Here is a 17,688-nt window from a genome sequence, read left to right on the forward strand (position 1 = left end):
TGTGGCACTGCTATAATCCGCCCGCCTCGCTTATTGCCAGCCTCAGGAGCCCCCATGTACGCGCTTGCCCGATCGATCCTGTTTCGCCTCGATGCCGAAGCCGCCCACGGCCATGCACTCTCGGCTCTGGACCTGGCCCATCGCTTCAAGCTCGCGGGGCTGCTGGGTGGGGCGCGTGTCGACGACCCGGTGGAATTGATGGGGCTGCGCTTCCCCAATCGGGTGGGACTGGCGGCGGGGTTGGACAAGAACGCCGATCATCTCGATGCGCTGGGGGCGCTCGGTTTCGGTTTCGTCGAGGTCGGTACCGTCACACCCAAGGCGCAGGAGGGCAATCCCAGGCCGCGTCTGTTTCGCCTGCCCGAGCGAGGCGCGATCATCAACCGCATGGGTTTTAACAATGCCGGAGTGGATCATCTCGTCGAGCGAGTGAAGGCGTCGCGCTTTGACGGGGTGGTTGGCATCAACATTGGCAAGAACCTCACCACACCGGTGGAGCGGGCCGTGGACGATTACCTGATCTGCCTGGAGAAGGTCCACGCGCATGCCGACTATGTGACCGTGAATATCTCCTCGCCCAACACGCCGGGCTTGCGCAACCTGCAGTTCGGTGAGCACCTCGATACCTTGCTGGGCACCCTGCGCGAAGCGGGCAGCCGTCTGGATCAGGCCGCTGGCCGCCGGGTGCCGCTGGCGGTCAAGATCGCCCCGGACATGAGCACGGAGGAGGTGGGGCTGGTCGCGGAGAGCATCGCCGCGAGCGGCATCAATGCGGTGATTGCGACCAACACCACGGTGTCGCGGGAAGCGGTGGCCGGGCTTGCCCATGCCGACGAACAAGGGGGGCTTTCGGGGCGACCGGTGTTCGAACCCTCCAACCGTGTGATCCGCGAGCTGCGCCGCCACCTGCCCGAGCTGCCGATCGTCGGCGTGGGCGGCATCGACAGCGGCGAGGCGGCAGTGGCGAAGCTCGAGGCCGGCGCCGATCTGGTCCAGCTCTATTCGGGCTTCATCTATCGTGGGCCGGCCCTGGTCGCGGAATGCGCACGGGCGCTCAAGGCAGCCGGGGCGCATGGAGAGGGGGCAATTCGGTAGGGCGCATGCGAAAGCCGCAGACTCGGTATACAAGAAAGCCCGCGCACGGCACGGGCTTAGCTTCTTCCTCGTCACTCTGGCGGTGGCAAGGGGATGTTCGGTTGGTTGGGAAGGTCGTTACATTACCATCGGGTTCTTGTGAATCCCGGAGACGCCGGTCATGCCGGCCCACTGGTCTCCTCGGCCTTCACGCCAACCACTCATCCAATATTCGCGTATATTGACATCCTGACTGGGACAGTCGTCGCGGGAGCGCCCGGAGATGCCGGCCTTGTAGCCATGGAGATAGGCGCGTTGGAAGCGATCACGTTTCTGTCTTTTCATCGGATGACCTCTTGTCAAGGTACCAATTTGGGACGTGCGACATGCACGCCCCGGCGTCCTACCGTTCGCTTAGCCGTAAGCCAGTCCTTTAACGACGGCAGAGCGAGGCCATGCGAGCCCAAACCAGACTCGCCAAGTGAACGCATGCGTCTTTCCAGTAGCTACCATGACTACTCTTAGCCCATCATGGGGGGCATTGTCGACCTATGTTTCGTCATAAGATCGAGATAATTTTGTAACGAAAGGAATATGCCCGGCCGAGGGGGGCGGGAATGCTTCATGAGTGAGTCATCGCAACGTCAAATATGGTCCTTCCTGGCCACCTGTCCCAAGGGGCTGGAGGAGCTGCTCGCCGATGAGCTGCGCACGCTGGGAGCCGAGCCGAACAAGACCACGGTGGCCGGGGTCCATTTTCGTGCCGATCTCGAGGGGGCCTATCGTGCCTGCCTGTGGTCACGGCTGGCCAACCGCATCGTACTCAGCCTGCTGCGGGAGGAGGGAATCGAACGGCCCGAGGCGCTGCATCGCACGGTAGCCGGCGTCGACTGGTCCCGGCACCTGCGCTCCGGTGCCACCCTGGCGGTGGATTTTCACGGTCGCAGCGAGCACATTCGCCACACCCGCTTCGGTGCCCAGACCGTCAAGGACGGCGTGGTGGATGCGCTGCAGGCGCAGGGAAGGCCGCGCCCTGGCGTCGACCTGCAGAGCCCCGATCTGCGTCTCTATGCTCATTTGCATCGGGGGCGGCTGACGCTGGGCGTGGATCTCTCCGGCGACAGCCTGCATCGGCGCGGCTATCGCCGCGACGTGGGGCACGCCCCGCTCAAGGAGAACCTGGCCGCGGCACTGCTGATCCGTGCCGGCTGGCCGCAGCGTCTGCGCGATGACGAGGTGCTCGTCGATCCCCTGTGTGGCGCGGGAACGCTGCTGATCGAGGCGGCGCTGATGGCCGCCGACATGGCCCCCAACCTCGGCCGGGTACGCTTCGGCTTCCATGGCTGGGCGCAGCACGACGAGGCGCTGTGGGCGGAACTCAGGCGCGAGGCCGAGGCGCGTGCCAGCATCGGGCGCAAGCGCTGCCGCAACCGGTTCTACGGTTTCGACGAGAGTCCGCCGGCATTGGCGGCGGCAAAAGCCAACGCCATGCGGGCCGGAATCCCTGCATTGATCGCATTCTCGGGGGCCTCGCTCGGCCAGTTACAGCGTCCCGCGGGGCTGGACGTGGACGTGCGAGGCCTGGTCATCACCAACCCGCCTTACGGCGAGCGTCTGGGCGAGTTGCCCGAGCTGGTCACGCTCTACCGCGAATTGGGACAAGGTGTGCAGCGCGCCTTCCCCGGCTGGCGCCTGGCCGTGTTCACCGCCAACCCGGACCTGGGCCACCGGATCGGGCTGCGTGCCGACAAGCAGTACTCGCTGAAGAATGGCCCGCTCGAGGCCAAGCTGCTGTTGATGGACATTCCCGCTGAGGGGGCCGAGGAGGCGGCAGCACCCGCCGGCGCGGCAGCGCGCAGCGAGGGTGGCCAGATGTTCGCCAACCGGCTGGAGAAGAACCGCAAGCGGCTCAGGAAGTGGCTCAAGCAGAGCGGCGAGACCTGCTATCGGCTCTACGATGCCGATATGCCCGAATATGCCCTGGCGGTCGACGTCTACCATGGCCGTGTTCACGTGCAGGAGTACGCCCCGCCGCGTTCGGTGAACGCCGCCCAGGCGCAGAGACGCCTGTTCGACGCGCTGCAGGTGATCCCCGAGGTGCTCGACGTCGATCCCGGCCAGGTCGTGATCAAGCGTCGGGAGCGGCAGAGCGGCAAGGCGCAGTACCGCAAGCAAGCCGCCAGTGGGGAGCGTTTCCAGGTTCGTGAAGGGCGCGCGCGGCTATGGGTCAACCTGCGCGACTATCTCGATACCGGCCTGTTCCTCGATCACCGTCCGGTACGGCGCATGCTGGGCGAGATGGCCGCGGGGAAGCGCTTTCTCAACCTGTTCTGCTATACCGCTGCGGCCACCGTGCAGGCAGCGCTCGGTACCGAGGAGTCGGGCGGTGCCACCGACAGCGTCAGCGTCGATCTTTCCAATACCTATCTGGAGTGGGCGCGCGACAACTTTGCCCTCAACGGCCTCGATCCCGCGCATCACCGCGTGGTGCGCGACGACTGTCTGCGCTGGCTCGAGACCGCCCGGGCCGAGTTCGATCTAATCTTCCTCGACCCGCCGACGTTCTCCAACTCCAAGAAGATGGAAGGTACCCTGGACGTTCAGCGCGACCACGTGCGGCTGATCGAGCTGGCCATGGCGCGGCTGGCGCCGGGCGGCACGCTGGTGTTCTCCAATAACCAGCGTCGCTTCCAGCTCGACGACCGACTGGCCGGACGCTTCGCGGTGGAGGACATCTCGGCCCGCACCTTCGACCCCGACTTCACGCGCCGTCCTGATATTCATCATGTCTTCCTGATTCGTCACCGGGAGGGGGCATGAACCAGCTTACGCTCTATACCACCCTGGGTTGCCACCTGTGCGAGCAACTCGAGGCCTTGCTGGCGAGCCTGCATCGAGGCGATTATCGCCTGGTGAAGGTCGAGATCAGCGAGGACGAGGCGCTGATGGCGCGCTACGCCGTGCGAATCCCGGTGCTGGTGGATGCCGCGGGCGATGAACTCGACAGAGGCTTCGAGCCGTCACGGCTGGCAGCCTGGCTGGCCGAACGTCGCAGGCTCGACGTTGCCGCCTGGCGGCGGCTGCAGGCGAGCGAACTCGGGCCTGAGGCGAGGGTACAAGAAGAGCAGGTGCCGACGAAGCAGCGCCCCGGGGGGCGGCGCTACCTCGGCTGAGCCGAAGACGTTGACCCAACGTATACCAAGGGGTGCCGTCACTGTGGTGGAGTGTTGCCGTTTTGACAACACTCATGGGGCATGGACTCGATCGCACAGGGGGTGGAGATGAGTGTGCCGCAACGAAGGCGGCGGCGGTATGCCGCCCTGAGCTGTGCGTTGCTGCCGGCGCTTGCGGGCACGGTCCCGGGGGCTGCGGAGACGGGCGGGATAGCGCTGACCGAGGAAGAGCGTCGTTTTCTGGAACGCAACGAGCCGATCGTCTTCGTCAGCCAGAGTCGCTACCCTCCGTTCGAATTTCTCGATGCCAGCGGCGAGCGCCATGGCATCATGTTCGAGCTGGCCCAATGGATTGCCACTGAGGCCGGTTTCCATGCGCAGCTGACCGACACCGCTTTCCAGCAGGCCCAGGAGCGGGTGCTGAGTGGCGATGCCGATGTCCTGACCAGCTTCTTCTATAGCGAGGCTCGCGACCAGCGGTTCGATTTCACCCAGACGGTATTCGAGGTGCCTGCGGCCATCTTCGTCGCGGTCGAGCGCCCGGACATTGCCCGGATCGAGGATCTCGACGGCAAGCGTGTCGCCACCCAGCGCGGCGATTACGCCGAAGGGTATCTGGCGTCGCTGGACATCGAGGTCGAGCTGGTTCAGACCAACGACTTTGCCGGTGCCGCGCGGGCGGTGATGGAGGGCGAGGCCGACGCCATGGTGGGTGACGAGCAGATCGTTCTCTATTACCTCTACAGCAGCGGCCAGAACGCTGAGATGAAGCGGGTCGGCGAGCCGCTGTACGTGGGGCGCAATGCCATGGCGGTGAGCGAAGGCAACGCGCTGCTGCGGTCGATTCTCGACAAGGGCATCGAGCATGCCCGTACCAGTGGAACGCTCGACCGCTTGAGCGAGAAGTGGGTTGGCGCCGAGCTGCCCGACTCCCGCGTTGATTGGCGTGCCTTTTTGCCCTACGGGGCGGGGCTGGCGCTGATGCTCGCCTTGATAGTGGCCTGGAACGTCAGGCTGCGTCAGGTGGTCCGGCACAAGACCGCGGAGCTCAGGCTCGTTGCCAGTGTGTTCAGCCATGCGCGGGAAGGCATCGTCATTACCGATGCCAAGGGCGACATTCTCGAGGTCAACGAAGCCTTTACGCGCATTACCGGTTATTCTCGCGACGAGGTGCTCGGCAAGAACCCGCGTCTCCTGCAGTCGGGCCTGCAGGAGGAGGGGTTCTATCAGGCACTGTGGAAAGAGTTGCTGGAGCAAGGGGCCTGGGAGGGCGAGCTGTGGAACCGGCGCAAGAGCGGCGAGACCTACCCGGAGCTGCTCACCATTTCGAAAGTCTGCGACCGCCACGGCCAGGTGTCGCATTTCGTCGCGGTATTCACCGACATCAGTCGGCAGAAGGAGTACGAGCGTCAGCTACAGAGCATGGCCTTCTTCGATGGCCTGACCGAACTGCCGAACCGCATCCTGCTGGCCGACAGGCTACACCAGGCGATGCTCGCGGCCCGGCGCAGCGGCTTCAAAGTATCGTTGGCCTACCTCGACCTGGATGGCTTCAAGGAGATCAACGATCGCCTGGGCCATGAGGTTGGCGACCGGGTGCTGGTCACGATCGCCGAGCGTCTGACTGCGGCCCTTCGTGAAGCCGATACGGTGGCCCGCCTGGGGGGCGATGAGTTCATCATCGTCTTGCCGGAGCAGAACGACGTGACGAAAGTGACCAGCCTCATTGCACGCTTGCTTCGCCGCATTGCCGAACCGATCGACATCGAGGGCACCTCGCTCCATGTCTCGGGCAGCATCGGGGTGGTTCACTACTCCCCCGATGACGAGATCGAGCCCGAGCAGCTCATCCGTCAGGCGGACCAGGCCATGTATCAGGCCAAGCAGGCGGGCAAGAACCGCTTCCACATCTTCGACGCCGAGCACGATCGTGCCGTGCGTGGGCACCACGAGAGCCTCGAGCGCATCCGCGAGGCCCTGATCAACGACGAGTTCGTGCTGTACTACCAGCCCAAGGTCAACATGTCGACCGGTGAGGTCATTGGCGTCGAGGCGCTGATTCGTTGGCAGCACCCCGACCGTGGCCTCCTGGCTCCCGCAGCTTTCCTGCCGGCCGTCCAGCAGCATCCGCTGGCCGTCGAACTGGGGGAATGGGTGCTGACCCAGGCGCTGGATCAGTTCGAGATCTGGGCCAGCGCCGGCGTGCGCTTGCCGGTCAGCGTCAATATCGATGCCATTCATTTGCAGCAGGCCGACTTCGTCAAGCGCCTGCGAGCCGAAGTCGAACGTCACCCGAGTGTGGCGCCGGGCGATCTCGAGCTGGAGGTGCTCGAGACGAATGCGCTGGAAGATGTCGCCCATGTGACGAGCGTGATGAAGGCGTGCCGTGACTTTGGCGTCGAGTTCGCGCTAGACGACTTCGGCACCGGTTACTCCTCGCTGACGTATCTGCGCCATTTCCCCGCCAGCACCCTCAAGATCGACCGCAGTTTCGTACGCGACATGCTCGATGATCCCGAGGACCTGACGATTCTCGAGGGCGTGCTTGGACTCGCCGTCGCCTTTCGCCGGAACATCATTGCCGAAGGCGTGGAGACCCTGCTGCACGGACGCATGCTGCTGGCGATGGGCTATCAACTGGGGCAGGGTTACGCCATCGCCCGTCCCATGCCGGCGCAGGCGATACCGGGCTGGCTCGAGTCATGGCGCCCCGATCCGGCCTGGCGTCATCGCCAGCGCGCCCGGCCGGAAGAGCTGCACGCGATCTATGCCATGGCCGATCATCGTGCCTGCGCGGCCGGCCTGCTGCGCTACCTCAAGGGGGAGCGTGACGAGCCGCCGACGCCAAGCTCACGCAGAAGCCGGCTCGAACAATGGCTGGGCGCCCTCGATGACTCGCCACTCGAAGGAAGAGAGCACAAGGCGCGCATCGCCGCGCTCTGTGCGCTCTACGACCGGCTGGCCGAGGAGGCGCTTGCGTTGAAGGAGCATGAGGACGACGAGGAGGCAAAGCAGTACGCACGGCAAATGGAAGGAGTGAGCGAGGAGCTGCTGGGGCTACTGCAGTATTGGATCGACGCCAGCGAGACCGTGCGCGACGACCTCTAGCCTCCGGGCCCTCAAGACGTGTCTACAGCGCGTCCAGCAGCGAGAGCTGGCGCACCGCGGCCTGTCCCTCGGCGCTCTCGGCGTCTACCTCGAGCACCTTGCGCAGCCCGCGGGACGACTGAATGGTGGCCTCGTCGCCGAGCCACATCAGGGCCTGGTCGTGATCATCGGCCAGCCTATGTTTCAGCCCACCGAACTGAGTGCCGATCTGGCCCCAGGCGCGACTGAAGATCCAGTCGCCGAACATGTCCTGGTGAATGTGCACCAGCACGTAGTCGTGTTCACTTTCCCAGCGGACGATCACGAAGGCTCCACACGCATCGGGGCGCTGCCGGGAGGCAGCGCGAAGGGTTCGTGCGGTATTGTAAGGCTTCACGCCGACGGCACAAGTCACGCCGGACGCCTTTGTCACGATGGTTCAAGGAGGGAGAGGGTGAGAATTCTCGTCGATGCCAACGTACCCGGTGCTGAGGCCTGCTTCGGCCCGTTGGGCGAGCTGGTGAGAATGCCGGGACGCGATATCGACGCGGCCGCCTTGCGCGATGTCGACGCACTGGTGATCCGCTCGATCACACGCCTCGATGGGGCGACTCTCGATGCCGCCAAGGCGCAAGGCACAAGGCTGCGCTTCGTCGGTACCTGCACCATCGGCACCGACCATGTCGACCAGAGCGCGCTGGCACGCCACGGCATCGCCTTCGCCAGCGCGCCGGGCTGCAACGCCGAGGCAGTGGTCGACTACGTGCTGGGCAGCCTGCTGACCGTGGCCGAGCGCCACGGCTGGCGGCTCAATGAGCGTCGCGTGGGCATTGTCGGGGTGGGCAACGTGGGCGGTCGGCTGCTGGCGCGACTCACTGCCATGGGCATCGAGTGCCTGGCCTGCGATCCGCCCAGGGCGGAAGCGGAAGGGCGCGAAGGGTTCGAGGAGCTGGAGACGCTTATCGACGCCTGCGATGTGCTCTGCCTTCACACCCCGCTGGTGCGTGAAGGCCCGCACGCCACCCACCGCCTGCTCGATGCCCGGCGCATCGCCGAGCTGGCTCCCGGCACGCTGCTGCTCAATGCCGGACGTGGCGACTGTATCGATGGCTTGGCGCTGCGTCAGCGCCTGGCGGGACCGGCCGACATCGACGTGGTGCTGGACGTGTGGGAAGGGGAACCGGCCATCGACCCGGCGCTACGCGATCTGGCACAGATCGCCACGCCGCATATCGCCGGCCACAGCCTCGACGGCAAGCTGCGCGGCACCCATCAGATCTATGCCGCGCTGTGCCAGCATCTGGGCTTGCCGAGGCGAATCGGTCTCGATGACCTGTTGCCTCAGCCGCCGCTATCCCGGCTCAGGCTCCAGGGCGGGCTCGATGCCGACGAGGCGCTGCGGCTCTGCCTGCGGGTGGTGTACGACGTGCGGCGCGATCATGACAGCCTATGGCACGAGAGCCGTCGGCTCGGCATGGCTCAGGGCTTCGACGCCTGCCGTGCTAACTACCCTCTACGTCGTGAGTTCTCGACACTAGCGGTAGAACTCGGCGGTGATGCTCAGCGGCTTGAGCCCTGGCTGTCGGGCGCCGGTCTAGTACCGGTCGACGTTATGGCTTGATCTGTGTCAAGCAATATTGACGAGGCGTTGCGGGGTGAGCGGGATGTCGTATTTTACTTAATAAGCCTTTGCGATACTTCAAGCATACCCATCGCTTGACCTGAGACGCCCGTGCCTGACCGCTCCTCCGCCTCCGATATCGTTTCGCTGCGCCCCGATCCCTGGGGACGTGCCGGCAGCCTGGTCGCTCGTATCGCACTGGCGCCGGTTTATTGGCTGCCACCCTTGCTGTTGTGGACGCTGGTGGTGGGCGGTTCGCTGTGGTGGAACTGGAAGGCGACCGAGGCCCATAGCCTGGAAGTGGCCAGCAAGCAGGCTCGTCAGATCGGAGCCATGATGGAAGCGATGCGTTTGTGGAACGCCTCTCACGGCGGGGTTTATGTCTGGCAGAACGAGCGTATGCAGCCCAATCCCTATCTGGCGCATCCCGAGCGTGATCTGATGCTGGACGATGGCAGGCAACTTACCATGATCAACCCGGCGTTCATGACCCGTGGACTGATCGATATTGTGCGTGAAAAGGCAGCGGTGCGCGTCCATCTGACCAGCCTCGACCCTATCAATCCCGGCAACCAGGCGAATCTCTGGGAAACTGACATGCTGAAGTCTCTCGAGCAGGAGGTCGGCGACAGCGCCGCTGAAGCGGAGGTCGGCGAAAATTGGCTGAACGGGCCGTCCGAGCGAGTCGAACTGATTCGTGGCCCCTCGCCCGAGCTGCGCTACATGCGCGCCCTGCGGGTCGAGACGGCCTGTCTGCAGTGCCACCAGCATCAAGGATATTCCGTCGGAGATTTGCGCGGTGGCCTGAGCGTCACGCTGCCGGCAGCACCGATGTTCACTCTCGAAAATCAGCAAAAACTCAACTTGGCGACCTTTCACGGGCTGGCATGGCTGTTGTTGTCGTTCGGCAGCATCGGCGTGCTGTCTCGTCTGCGCCATCAGATTCGTTCGCTGCAGGACATCAACGCCCAGCAGGACAAACTGGTGGAACTGCGCACTCGCGAACTCAGCGCCGAGGTGGCCGAACGTCAACAGGCCGAGGCCCGGCTGAGGCTACTGATCGACTCCTCGGCGGAAGGCATCCTGGCGACCAATGCCGATGGGGGCTGCACGCTCTGCAATCCGGTGGCGGCACGCCTGCTAGGCTATGCGGTGTCCTGTCTGGTCGGCAAGCACCTGCGCGACCTCATTGCTCACAGCAATGCCGAAGGCGAGCCGCGCGACGTGCGAGAGTGTCCGATCACCCGCGCCTATCGTCTCGGCGAAGAGGGCGGGGAAACGGAAGCCGTTTTCTGGCGTGCTGACGGTCGCAGCCTGTCGGTGGAATATCGTGTGCATCCCATACGTACCCGTAACGGCGTGGCGGGGGCTGTCATCAACTTCCGCGACATTACTGAACGCAAGCGAATACAGGACGAAGTCTGGCGGCGCGCTCACTACGATGCCCTCACAGGCTTGCCTAACCGGATCCTGTTTCGTGAACGCTTGGAGCAACAATTACTTCAGACGCGTCGCCGCAAGGAAGCGTTGGCCATATGTTTCATTGATCTCGACGGCTTCAAGCAGGTCAACGATACCCTGGGACACGATGCCGGGGACGTGCTGTTGAGGCAGGCAGGTCAGCGTATGCTCGAGTGCCTGCGCGCCAGCGACACCGTGGCCCGCCTCGGGGGTGACGAGTTTGCTCTGATTTTGCCCGGCTCGCACTCCCTGGCGGAGCTCGAACTGGTCATGGGCCGCATCGTCGAATCCTTGGCTCAGACCTTCGTCTGTAATGGCCATGACGTTCGTATAGCCGGATCGATAGGCGTAGCCATACGGCGAAGTGAAGTCACCGGCATCGATGAGTTGCTGCGGCGCGCCGATTTGGCGATGTATCTCGCCAAACGCGCGGGAGGCAATGCCTGGCGGTTGTACGAGCAGGATAAGGATCTTGTCGAGGGTTAGAAACAAGCAAGGCCCGTCGAGTGACGGGCCATACGGCTTCTCGTGGCACGCTGCCTCAACGGTAAGCGGATTCCTTCAGCGCCCGAATCCGATCGTCCAGCGGCGGGTGGCTGGCAAACACGCGTTCCATCAACTTGCGCGTCTGGCCGGCGTTGATGCCGAAGGCGGTCAGGGTGTCGGGCATCTGGTTGGGCATCTGGCTCTCGGCCTTGAGCCGGGCCAGGGCGTTGATCATGGCGCCGCTGCCGGCAAGTTGCGCGCCCGCCGCATCGGCACGGTATTCGCGGAAGCGCGAGAACCAGGCGACGATGGCCGAGGCGATCAGGCCGAACACGATCTCGGCGACCATCACCACGGCGAAGTAGCCCATGAAGCCGAGCCCGCCCTCTCCGTCGCTGCGCGAGCGCAGGAAGCTGTCCACCAGGTGGGCCACGACCCGTGCAAAGAACATCACGAAGGTATTCACCACGCCCTGGATCAGTGCCAGGGTGACCATGTCGCCATTGGCCACGTGACCGATCTCGTGCGCCAGCACCGCGCGCACTTCCTCGGGGCGCATGCGGTTGAGCAGGCCGGCGGATACCGCCACCAGGGCGTCGTCCTTGTTCCAGCCGGTGGCGAAGGCATTGGATTGCTGGGCCGGGAAGATGCCGACCTCCGGCGTCTTGATGCCAGCCTGCTGGGAGAGCTCGGCGACGGTGTCGAGCAGCCACTGCTCGGTGGCGTTGCTCGGCTGCGTGATCACCACCGTGCCGGTAGTGCGCTTCGCCATCCACTTTGAAATGAACAGCGATACCAGCGAACCGGCCATGCCGAAGATGAAGCAGAAGATCAGCAGGGCATTGAAGTTCATGCCCTGCTCGGTCAGGTAGCCCTCCACCCCGAGCAGGCGCAGCGTGATGCTGGCAACGACAATCACCGCCAGGTTGGTGCCCAGGAAGAGCAGTATTCTCATCATCGTCAGGAATCTCCGGTGGCAAGGGGCCGCCGCTGCGGCCCAGACGAAATCTGCTGAATTAGATACGGCCCGTTGACGCAGGTTTCAAGGCTGGGCCGAAAATCGACGCCTGCCGACGCTACTGGCGATAGCGCGACAGGAACCGGGCGAAGCGATCCAGCGCATCGCCGAGCTGGTCGGCCCAGGGCAGGGTGACGATACGCACGTGGTCGGGTTCCGGCCAGTTGAAGGCGGTACCTTGTACCAGCAGGATCTTCTCCTGCAGCAGCAGATCGAGCACCAGCTTCTGGTCGTCGTGAATGGGGTAGACCTTGGGATCGAGCCGTGGGAAGGCGTAGAGCGCCCCCTTGGCCTTGGTGCAGCTCACCCCGGGAATGGCGTTGAGTTTGTCGTAGGTGATGTCGCGCTGGGCGAGCAGGCGGCCGCCGGGCAGGATCAGGTCGTTGATCGACTGGTAGCCGCCCAGCGCCGTCTGGATGGCGTGCTGGGCCGGCACGTTGGCGCACAGGCGCATCGAGGCGAGCATGTTGAGGCCCTGGATATAGTCCCTGGCGCGCTGCATGGCCACGCTGCCCGAAAGGGTCATCCAGCCGGAGCGGAAGCCGGCGCAGCGGTAGCTCTTGGAAAGACCGTTCATGGTCACCACTAGCTGGTCTTCGTCAGCCAGCGCGCCGGTAGAGACGTGTTTGGCATCGTCGTAGAGTATCTTGTCGTAAATCTCGTCGGAGAACACCACCAGGTCGTGCTCGCGGGCGATGGCGAGGAGCTCGCGCACCACCTCGGGTGGATAGACCGCGCCGGTGGGGTTGTTGGGATTGATGATCACGATGGCCCGTGTGTGACCGGTCACCTTGGCGCGCACGTCGGCGATGTCCGGCGCCCAGTCGGCCTGCTCGTCGCAGCGGTAGTGCACGGCGTGGCCGCCGGCGAGGTTGGCGGCGGCGGTCCACAGTGGGTAGTCGGGCGCCGGAATCAACACCTCGTCGCCATCGTTGAGCAGCGCCTGCAGGGCCATCACGATCAGCTCGGAAACGCCGTTGCCGATGAAGATGTCCTCGATGCCGACACCGGGAATCTCCTTGCGCTGGCACTCCTGCATGATCGCCTTGCGCGCGGAGTAGAGACCCTTGGAATCGCAGTAGCCCTGGGCGGTGGGCAGGTTGCGCATCACGTCCTGAAGGATCTCCTCAGGGGCCTCGAAGCCGAACGGGGCAGGATTGCCGATGTTCAGCTTGAGGATGCGCTGGCCTTCGTCTTCCAGCCGCTTGGCGTGCTCGAGCACGGGACCGCGGATGTCGTAGCAGACGTTATCGAGTTTGTGCGATTTCCTGAACAGGGTGGGGGTGTCCATTGAGGTGTCCGAGATTCCAGTGGTGTCCGGTGGTTCCGGTCAGCCAGACTGCCGGAACTCAGTGATTATGCGGAGTTATGCGCGCCGCTGCCATCGTTGTTCGTCGCTTCGGCGGCGGGCTCTTCCTCCTCCGTGGGCGCGGGGATGTCGGCCGGGGTTTCCAGCGTCAGGCGGCCCAGCTTGCCGTCGCGCAGCTCGTGCAGCAGCACCTCGGCGCCGCGGTGCAGGTCGACCTCGCCGCCCGGGCGCAGGCCGCCGCGGCGGCTGGCGATCTCGGTGAGGATCGCATGCCCGTCGAAGCCGGCCACGGCCAGCAGGTCGATGCGCCGGGGGCCGTCGGCCTCGACCTGCTCTGCCTGTGGGTTGGGGGCGTAGGGCGGCAGTTCGCTCAGTTTGTAGCGGGCCTTGAGCGCCTCGGGATAACGCCGTGCGAGTTCGCCAGCAGTGACGACGGCGACGTCGACGTAGTCAATGGCGGTGTCGCGGATGGCGCCGGTGGCTGCCAGGCGGTAGGCGCTGGCCTGATCCTCGATCTTCGGCCATAGCACCCCGGGGGTATCGATCAGTGCGACCCGCCCGGCGATGCGCACCTTCTGCTGGCGCTTGGTCACCGCCGGTTCGTTGCCAGTCTTGGCGATGGCCTTGCCGGCCAGACCGTTGATCAGGGTCGACTTGCCGACGTTGGGAATGCCCATGACCATCACCCGTACGTCGCGGTCGGCGCGCACCTGACCGGCCAGCTCATGGCACAGCTTGGGGATGCGCTTGAGCTCTCGCGCATTGGTGGTAGTGACGGCCAGAGCCCGGGTATCGGGTAGCGAGTCGAAGTAGGCCACCCATTCACGGGTACGCTCCGGGTCGGCCAGGTCGGCCCGCGACAGGATCTTGAGTACCGGCTTGTGGCGGGTCAGGCCGGCCAGCATGGGGTTGGCGCTGGAGTAGGGCAGACGGGCGTCGAGCACCTCGACCGCCACGTCGATCTCAGGCAGCGCCTCCTGGATCTGGCGGCGCGCCTTGTTCATGTGTCCCGGGTACCAACCGAGCATGTGCCACTCCTGCAAACCTGACGAGGCCGCCCATCATAGCAGAAAGGGCGGCCTCGGCAGGGTAAGGCTGCGCTACTCGCCTGGATGGAACGCGATGGCCACCGAGTTGATGCAGTAGCGCAGGCCCGTGGTCTGGGGCGGTCCGTCGGGAAAGACATGGCCCAGGTGAGCATCGCAGTGGGCGCATACGACCTCGGTGCGGCGCATGCCGTGGGAGTCGTCGAAGCGCTCCTCGACGCACGCTTGGCCGAGCGGACGATCGAAGCTCGGCCAGCCACAGTGAGCCTCGAACTTGTGCTCGTTCTCGAACAGCGGGGCATTGCAGCACACGCAGTGGTAGATGCCGTGCTCGTCGCTGACCTGATAGTCGCCGCTGAAGGGCGGTTCGGTCCCCTGCTGACGCGTTACCCGGTACTGCTCCGGCGTCAGTTGGGCTTGCCACTCGGCATCGCTCTTCTCGATCTTCTTGCGCATGGCCTCTCTCCTGCTGGGGCGTCCTCTCATCAGACACCCATAGCTTGGCTGTTTTCCCTGGCTTCGGCCAACCCAGGCCGACAGTTGACAGCTTCGGGGGGCTTGAGTAAGATTCGCGCCACCTCGTTGAGGCAGAGAGCGAGACGGCTGCGTCCCATTCGTCTAGTGGTCCAGGACACCGCCCTTTCACGGCGGGAACAGGGGTTCGAACCCCCTATGGGACGCCACTCGTTTCCTCGCTGGTTCAGCAGGTGCCGGAGTGAGTGACTGATGTGCGGGAATAGCTCAGTGGTAGAGCATCGCCTTGCCAAGGCGAGGGTCGGGAGTTCGAATCTCCTTTCCCGCTCCAGATTCAGCTCCAGTTGCGTCCCATTCGTCTAGTGGTCCAGGACACCGCCCTTTCACGGCGGGAACAGGGGTTCGAACCCCCTATGGGACGCCATCTTCCGGTTGTATCAGCGATAGCGGTTGCGCTGTTGTTAGCATAGACTGGCGTGCATGCGGGAATAGCTCAGTGGTAGAGCATCGCCTTGCCAAGGCGAGGGTCGGGAGTTCGAATCTCCTTTCCCGCTCCAGCGCACTGTCTGGCTGCTGCGTCCCATTCGTCTAGTGGCCTAGGACACCGCCCTTTCACGGCGGGAACAGGGGTTCGAACCCCCTATGGGACGCCACCTTTCGGTTATACTTGTCGAGCAGGTATGATCGAGATCGATCAAGCGGGAATAGCTCAGTGGTAGAGCATCGCCTTGCCAAGGCGAGGGTCGGGAGTTCGAATCTCCTTTCCCGCTCCAGTTTTCTTCTCCATCTCGAATGTGCCAAGGCTCGGGCCGGAAGCCGGGGCGCCGGACCGTCGAATCTCCTTCCCGCTCCAATATCCTTACCTTTCTCGAAGATGCCAAGGCTCGGCCCGAGAGCCGGGGCGCCGGACCGTCGAATCTCCTTTCCCGCTCCATTTTTTACCTATCTCGATGATGCCAAGGCTTCCTTCTCACACTCTTCGATGACCTTGCCCATAGGCGGAGTATGCTGCGTTTTACCGGCCGCGACTTGAAAAATCCCTTCGCGCCCTAATCTCTTGAGCTCGTTTTCTCATCCCAACGCAAGGAAGGCTCATGGCCGAACCGGCGCTGTCGATCCGTGGCCTGACCAAGGTCTACGGCAACGGCTTTCACGCCCTGAAAGGCATCGACCTCGACGTCGAGCAGGGCGATTTCTTCGCTCTGCTGGGCCCCAACGGGGCCGGCAAGTCCACCACCCTGGGGGTAGTCTGCTCGTTGGTGCAGAAGACCGCCGGCCAGGTCTCGATCTTCGGCATCGATATCGACCGCGACTTCGCCCGCGCCAAATACCACCTGGGCGTAGTGCCCCAGGAGTTCAACTTCAATCAGTTCGAGAAGGTGCTGGACATCGTGCTGGCCCAGGCGGGCTACTACGGCATGCCGCGCCGTGAGGCGCTGCCGCGTGCCGAGCAGTTGCTCAAGGATCTCGGCCTGTGGGACAAGCGCAACGGCAGTGCGCGCATGCTTTCCGGCGGCATGAAGCGGCGACTGATGATCGCCCGGGCACTGATGCACCGGCCCAGGCTGCTGATCCTCGACGAACCCACCGCCGGCGTCGACATCGAACTGCGCCGCAGCATGTGGGAGTACATGCGCCGTATCAACCGCGAGGAGGGCACCACCATCATCCTCACCACCCACTATCTCGAGGAGGCCGAGAGCCTCTGTCGCAACGTGGCGATCATCAACCACGGCGAGATCGTGCGGAACACCAGCGTACGTGGCCTGCTCGCCGAGCTGGATACCGAGACCTTCCTGCTCGACTTGGCGCACCCCGTGGATCAGGCCCCGCACGTCGAAGGCTTCGAGGTGAGCAAGGTCGAAGCTGCCCAGCTCGCCGTGGTGGTCCACCGCGGGCAGCGCCTCAACGACGTGTTCACTGCGTTGGGTGAGCAGGGCATCGAGGTCGTCTCCATGCGCAACCGCGCCAACCGCCTGGAGGAGATGTTCGTATCGATGGTGGAGCAGGGCAACGGCGAACGTCCCAAGGTCGTGCAGGCGGAGGCAGGCAAATGAGCGCCACTCAGGTCGCCATCGCCCTCTGGACGCTGGTCGTCAAGGAGATCAAACGCTTCACGCGCATCTGGCCGCAGACCCTGCTGCCGCCGTCGATCACCATGGCCATGTACTTCATCATCTTCGGCAGCCTGATCGGCTCGCGTATCGGCCAGATGGACGGCTTCAGCTACATGGACTTCATCGTCCCCGGGCTGATCATGATGGCGGTGATCACCAACAGCTACTCCAACGTGGCGTCGAGCTTCTTCTCCAACAAGTTCCAGCGCAGCGTGGAGGAGATGATGGTATCGCCGATGCCCAACTGGGTGATCCTCTCCGGCTTCGTGCTGGGCGGCATGGCGCGTGGCCTCGGCGTGGGCCTGATCGTGACCCTGGTATCGCTGTTCTTCACCCGCATCAGCGTGGCGCACCCGCTGCTGACCGTCGGCGTGGTGGTGCTCACCGCGGCACTGTTCTCCATTGGCGGTTTCATCAACGCTCTGCTGGCCAACAAGTTCGACGACGTCTCCATCGTACCGACCTTCGTGCTCACGCCGCTGACCTACCTGGGCGGGGTGTTCTACTCGATTTCGCTGCTGCCGACCTTCTGGCAGAATGCCTCGCTGCTAAACCCGATCCTCTACATGGTCAACGTCTTCCGCCACGGTTTCCTCGGTGTCTCCGATATCCCGGTGGGCTGGGCGCTGGCCGCGATCGTCGCTTTCATCATCGTGCTCTTCACCGTCGCCCTGTGGATGCTCGAGCAGGGCAAGGGCATTCGCAGTTGACCGGGCGAAAAGGGCCTGCGCTCGATCATACTGCGTTAAAGGTCTTCTCAAGATGCTCATTTACTCCAGTAAACTCCGCTCTTTCGGCGACCTTTGCCTTGTCTGATCATCG

At 64.1% G+C, this 17,688-nt stretch carries 14 protein-coding genes and 6 tRNA genes; 14 read left to right on the forward strand and 6 right to left on the reverse strand.

Going from position 1 to position 17,688, the window contains the following annotated elements:
* Positions 1–54 precede the first annotated feature (54 nt).
* The gene (locus HNO53_RS07555) at positions 55–1,095 is read left to right on the forward strand and encodes a quinone-dependent dihydroorotate dehydrogenase (protein ID WP_209477507.1); all 1,041 of its coding nucleotides are present in this window, start codon (positions 55–57) and stop codon (positions 1,093–1,095) included.
* Between the two features lie 117 nt (positions 1,096–1,212).
* Here the strand turns inward: HNO53_RS07555 and rmf are convergent, their stop codons facing one another.
* Entirely contained in the window at positions 1,213–1,419 is a 207-nt protein-coding gene (gene rmf, locus HNO53_RS07560) for a ribosome modulation factor (protein WP_111412507.1), read from the reverse strand.
* Positions 1,420–1,698: 279 nt separating this feature from the next.
* Here rmf and rlmKL point away from each other — a divergent pair, with 279 nt between their 5' ends.
* The 3 genes from rlmKL (at position 1,699) to HNO53_RS07575 (ending at position 7,355) form a co-directional block, all read left to right on the forward strand.
* Positions 1,699–3,894, forward strand: coding sequence for a bifunctional 23S rRNA (guanine(2069)-N(7))-methyltransferase RlmK/23S rRNA (guanine(2445)-N(2))-methyltransferase RlmL (rlmKL, locus tag HNO53_RS07565; protein ID WP_209477509.1), 2,196 nt, complete (start codon positions 1,699–1,701; stop codon positions 3,892–3,894).
* Complete coding sequence (locus HNO53_RS07570) at positions 3,891–4,247, forward strand: glutaredoxin family protein (protein WP_209477511.1); 357 nt, start codon at positions 3,891–3,893, stop codon at positions 4,245–4,247. Before rlmKL ends, HNO53_RS07570 begins: the two co-directional genes overlap by 4 nt.
* A 114-nt stretch (positions 4,248–4,361) precedes the next feature.
* On the forward strand, positions 4,362–7,355 hold the full coding sequence (locus tag HNO53_RS07575; RefSeq protein WP_209477513.1) for an EAL domain-containing protein: 2,994 nt from the start codon (positions 4,362–4,364) through the stop codon (positions 7,353–7,355).
* 22 nt (positions 7,356–7,377) lie between these two features.
* Here the strand turns inward: HNO53_RS07575 and HNO53_RS07580 are convergent, their stop codons facing one another.
* Positions 7,378–7,659 carry a hypothetical protein gene (locus HNO53_RS07580; RefSeq protein ID WP_209477515.1) on the reverse strand — a complete coding sequence of 94 codons (282 nt, stop codon included), beginning with the start codon at positions 7,657–7,659 and terminating at the stop codon, positions 7,378–7,380.
* Positions 7,660–7,788: 129 nt separating this feature from the next.
* On the opposite strand from HNO53_RS07580, the gene pdxB reads away from it, so the two are divergent.
* Together pdxB and HNO53_RS07590 are read left to right on the forward strand one after the other, a co-directional pair.
* The gene (pdxB, locus tag HNO53_RS07585; protein WP_209477517.1) at positions 7,789–8,955 is read left to right on the forward strand and encodes a 4-phosphoerythronate dehydrogenase PdxB; all 1,167 of its coding nucleotides are present in this window, start codon (positions 7,789–7,791) and stop codon (positions 8,953–8,955) included.
* Positions 8,956–9,180: 225 nt separating this feature from the next.
* Entirely contained in the window at positions 9,181–10,902 is a 1,722-nt protein-coding gene (locus HNO53_RS07590; protein ID WP_209477519.1) for a diguanylate cyclase domain-containing protein, read from the forward strand.
* Positions 10,903–10,957: 55 nt separating this feature from the next.
* On the opposite strand, the gene htpX is transcribed toward HNO53_RS07590, so the two are convergent.
* From htpX to msrB, 4 genes are all read right to left on the reverse strand, one after another.
* On the reverse strand, positions 10,958–11,860 hold the full coding sequence (htpX, locus tag HNO53_RS07595; RefSeq protein ID WP_209477521.1) for a protease HtpX: 903 nt from the start codon (positions 11,858–11,860) through the stop codon (positions 10,958–10,960).
* Positions 11,861–11,978: 118 nt separating this feature from the next.
* Positions 11,979–13,211 carry a pyridoxal phosphate-dependent aminotransferase gene (locus HNO53_RS07600; protein ID WP_209477523.1) on the reverse strand — a complete coding sequence of 411 codons (1,233 nt, stop codon included), beginning with the start codon at positions 13,209–13,211 and terminating at the stop codon, positions 11,979–11,981.
* Positions 13,212–13,276: 65 nt separating this feature from the next.
* Positions 13,277–14,257 (reverse strand): ribosome biogenesis GTPase YlqF, encoded by a 981-nt coding sequence (gene ylqF, locus HNO53_RS07605; RefSeq protein WP_209477525.1) that lies wholly within the window; start codon positions 14,255–14,257, stop codon positions 13,277–13,279.
* A gap of 72 nt (positions 14,258–14,329) precedes the next feature.
* Entirely contained in the window at positions 14,330–14,731 is a 402-nt protein-coding gene (gene msrB, locus HNO53_RS07610; protein ID WP_209477527.1) for a peptide-methionine (R)-S-oxide reductase MsrB, read from the reverse strand.
* Between the two features lie 151 nt (positions 14,732–14,882).
* Between msrB and HNO53_RS07615 the strand changes: the two genes are divergently transcribed.
* The 8 genes from HNO53_RS07615 to HNO53_RS07650 all read left to right on the forward strand — a co-directional run bounded on the left by HNO53_RS07615 (position 14,883) and on the right by HNO53_RS07650 (position 17,576).
* Positions 14,883–14,958 (forward strand) — tRNA-Glu (locus HNO53_RS07615).
* Between the two features lie 47 nt (positions 14,959–15,005).
* Positions 15,006–15,080, forward strand: a tRNA-Gly gene (locus tag HNO53_RS07620).
* 17 nt (positions 15,081–15,097) lie between these two features.
* Positions 15,098–15,173: transfer RNA gene (locus HNO53_RS07625), tRNA-Glu, on the forward strand.
* A gap of 58 nt (positions 15,174–15,231) precedes the next feature.
* A tRNA-Gly gene (locus tag HNO53_RS07630) sits at positions 15,232–15,306 on the forward strand.
* A gap of 20 nt (positions 15,307–15,326) precedes the next feature.
* Positions 15,327–15,402 (forward strand) — tRNA-Glu (locus HNO53_RS07635).
* 45 nt (positions 15,403–15,447) lie between these two features.
* Positions 15,448–15,522, forward strand: a tRNA-Gly gene (locus HNO53_RS07640).
* Positions 15,523–15,843: 321 nt separating this feature from the next.
* Positions 15,844–16,806 carry an ABC transporter ATP-binding protein gene (locus tag HNO53_RS07645; RefSeq protein WP_209477528.1) on the forward strand — a complete coding sequence of 321 codons (963 nt, stop codon included), beginning with the start codon at positions 15,844–15,846 and terminating at the stop codon, positions 16,804–16,806.
* Positions 16,803–17,576, forward strand: a complete 774-nt coding sequence (locus HNO53_RS07650) for an ABC transporter permease (protein ID WP_209477529.1) — start codon at positions 16,803–16,805, stop codon at positions 17,574–17,576. Before HNO53_RS07645 ends, HNO53_RS07650 begins: the two co-directional genes overlap by 4 nt.
* Positions 17,577–17,688: the final 112 nt, after the last annotated feature.

The organism is Billgrantia antri, assembly GCF_017868935.1.
GTDB classification, from domain to species: Bacteria; Pseudomonadota; Gammaproteobacteria; order Pseudomonadales; family Halomonadaceae; genus Halomonas; species Halomonas antri.

Coding starts and splice junctions, on each gene's coding strand:
- HNO53_RS07555 (WP_209477507.1), top strand. CDS start 55: ATGTACGCGCTTGCCCGATCGATCCTGTTTCGCCTCGATGCCGAAGCC.
- rmf (WP_111412507.1), bottom strand. CDS start 1,419: ATGAAAAGACAGAAACGTGATCGCTTCCAACGCGCCTATCTCCATGGC.
- rlmKL (WP_209477509.1), top strand. CDS start 1,699: ATGAGTGAGTCATCGCAACGTCAAATATGGTCCTTCCTGGCCACCTGT.
- HNO53_RS07570 (WP_209477511.1), top strand. CDS start 3,891: ATGAACCAGCTTACGCTCTATACCACCCTGGGTTGCCACCTGTGCGAG.
- htpX (WP_209477521.1), bottom strand. CDS start 11,860: ATGATGAGAATACTGCTCTTCCTGGGCACCAACCTGGCGGTGATTGTC.
- HNO53_RS07600 (WP_209477523.1), bottom strand. CDS start 13,211: ATGGACACCCCCACCCTGTTCAGGAAATCGCACAAACTCGATAACGTC.
- ylqF (WP_209477525.1), bottom strand. CDS start 14,257: ATGCTCGGTTGGTACCCGGGACACATGAACAAGGCGCGCCGCCAGATC.
- msrB (WP_209477527.1), bottom strand. CDS start 14,731: ATGCGCAAGAAGATCGAGAAGAGCGATGCCGAGTGGCAAGCCCAACTG.
- HNO53_RS07645 (WP_209477528.1), top strand. CDS start 15,844: ATGGCCGAACCGGCGCTGTCGATCCGTGGCCTGACCAAGGTCTACGGC.
- HNO53_RS07650 (WP_209477529.1), top strand. CDS start 16,803: ATGAGCGCCACTCAGGTCGCCATCGCCCTCTGGACGCTGGTCGTCAAG.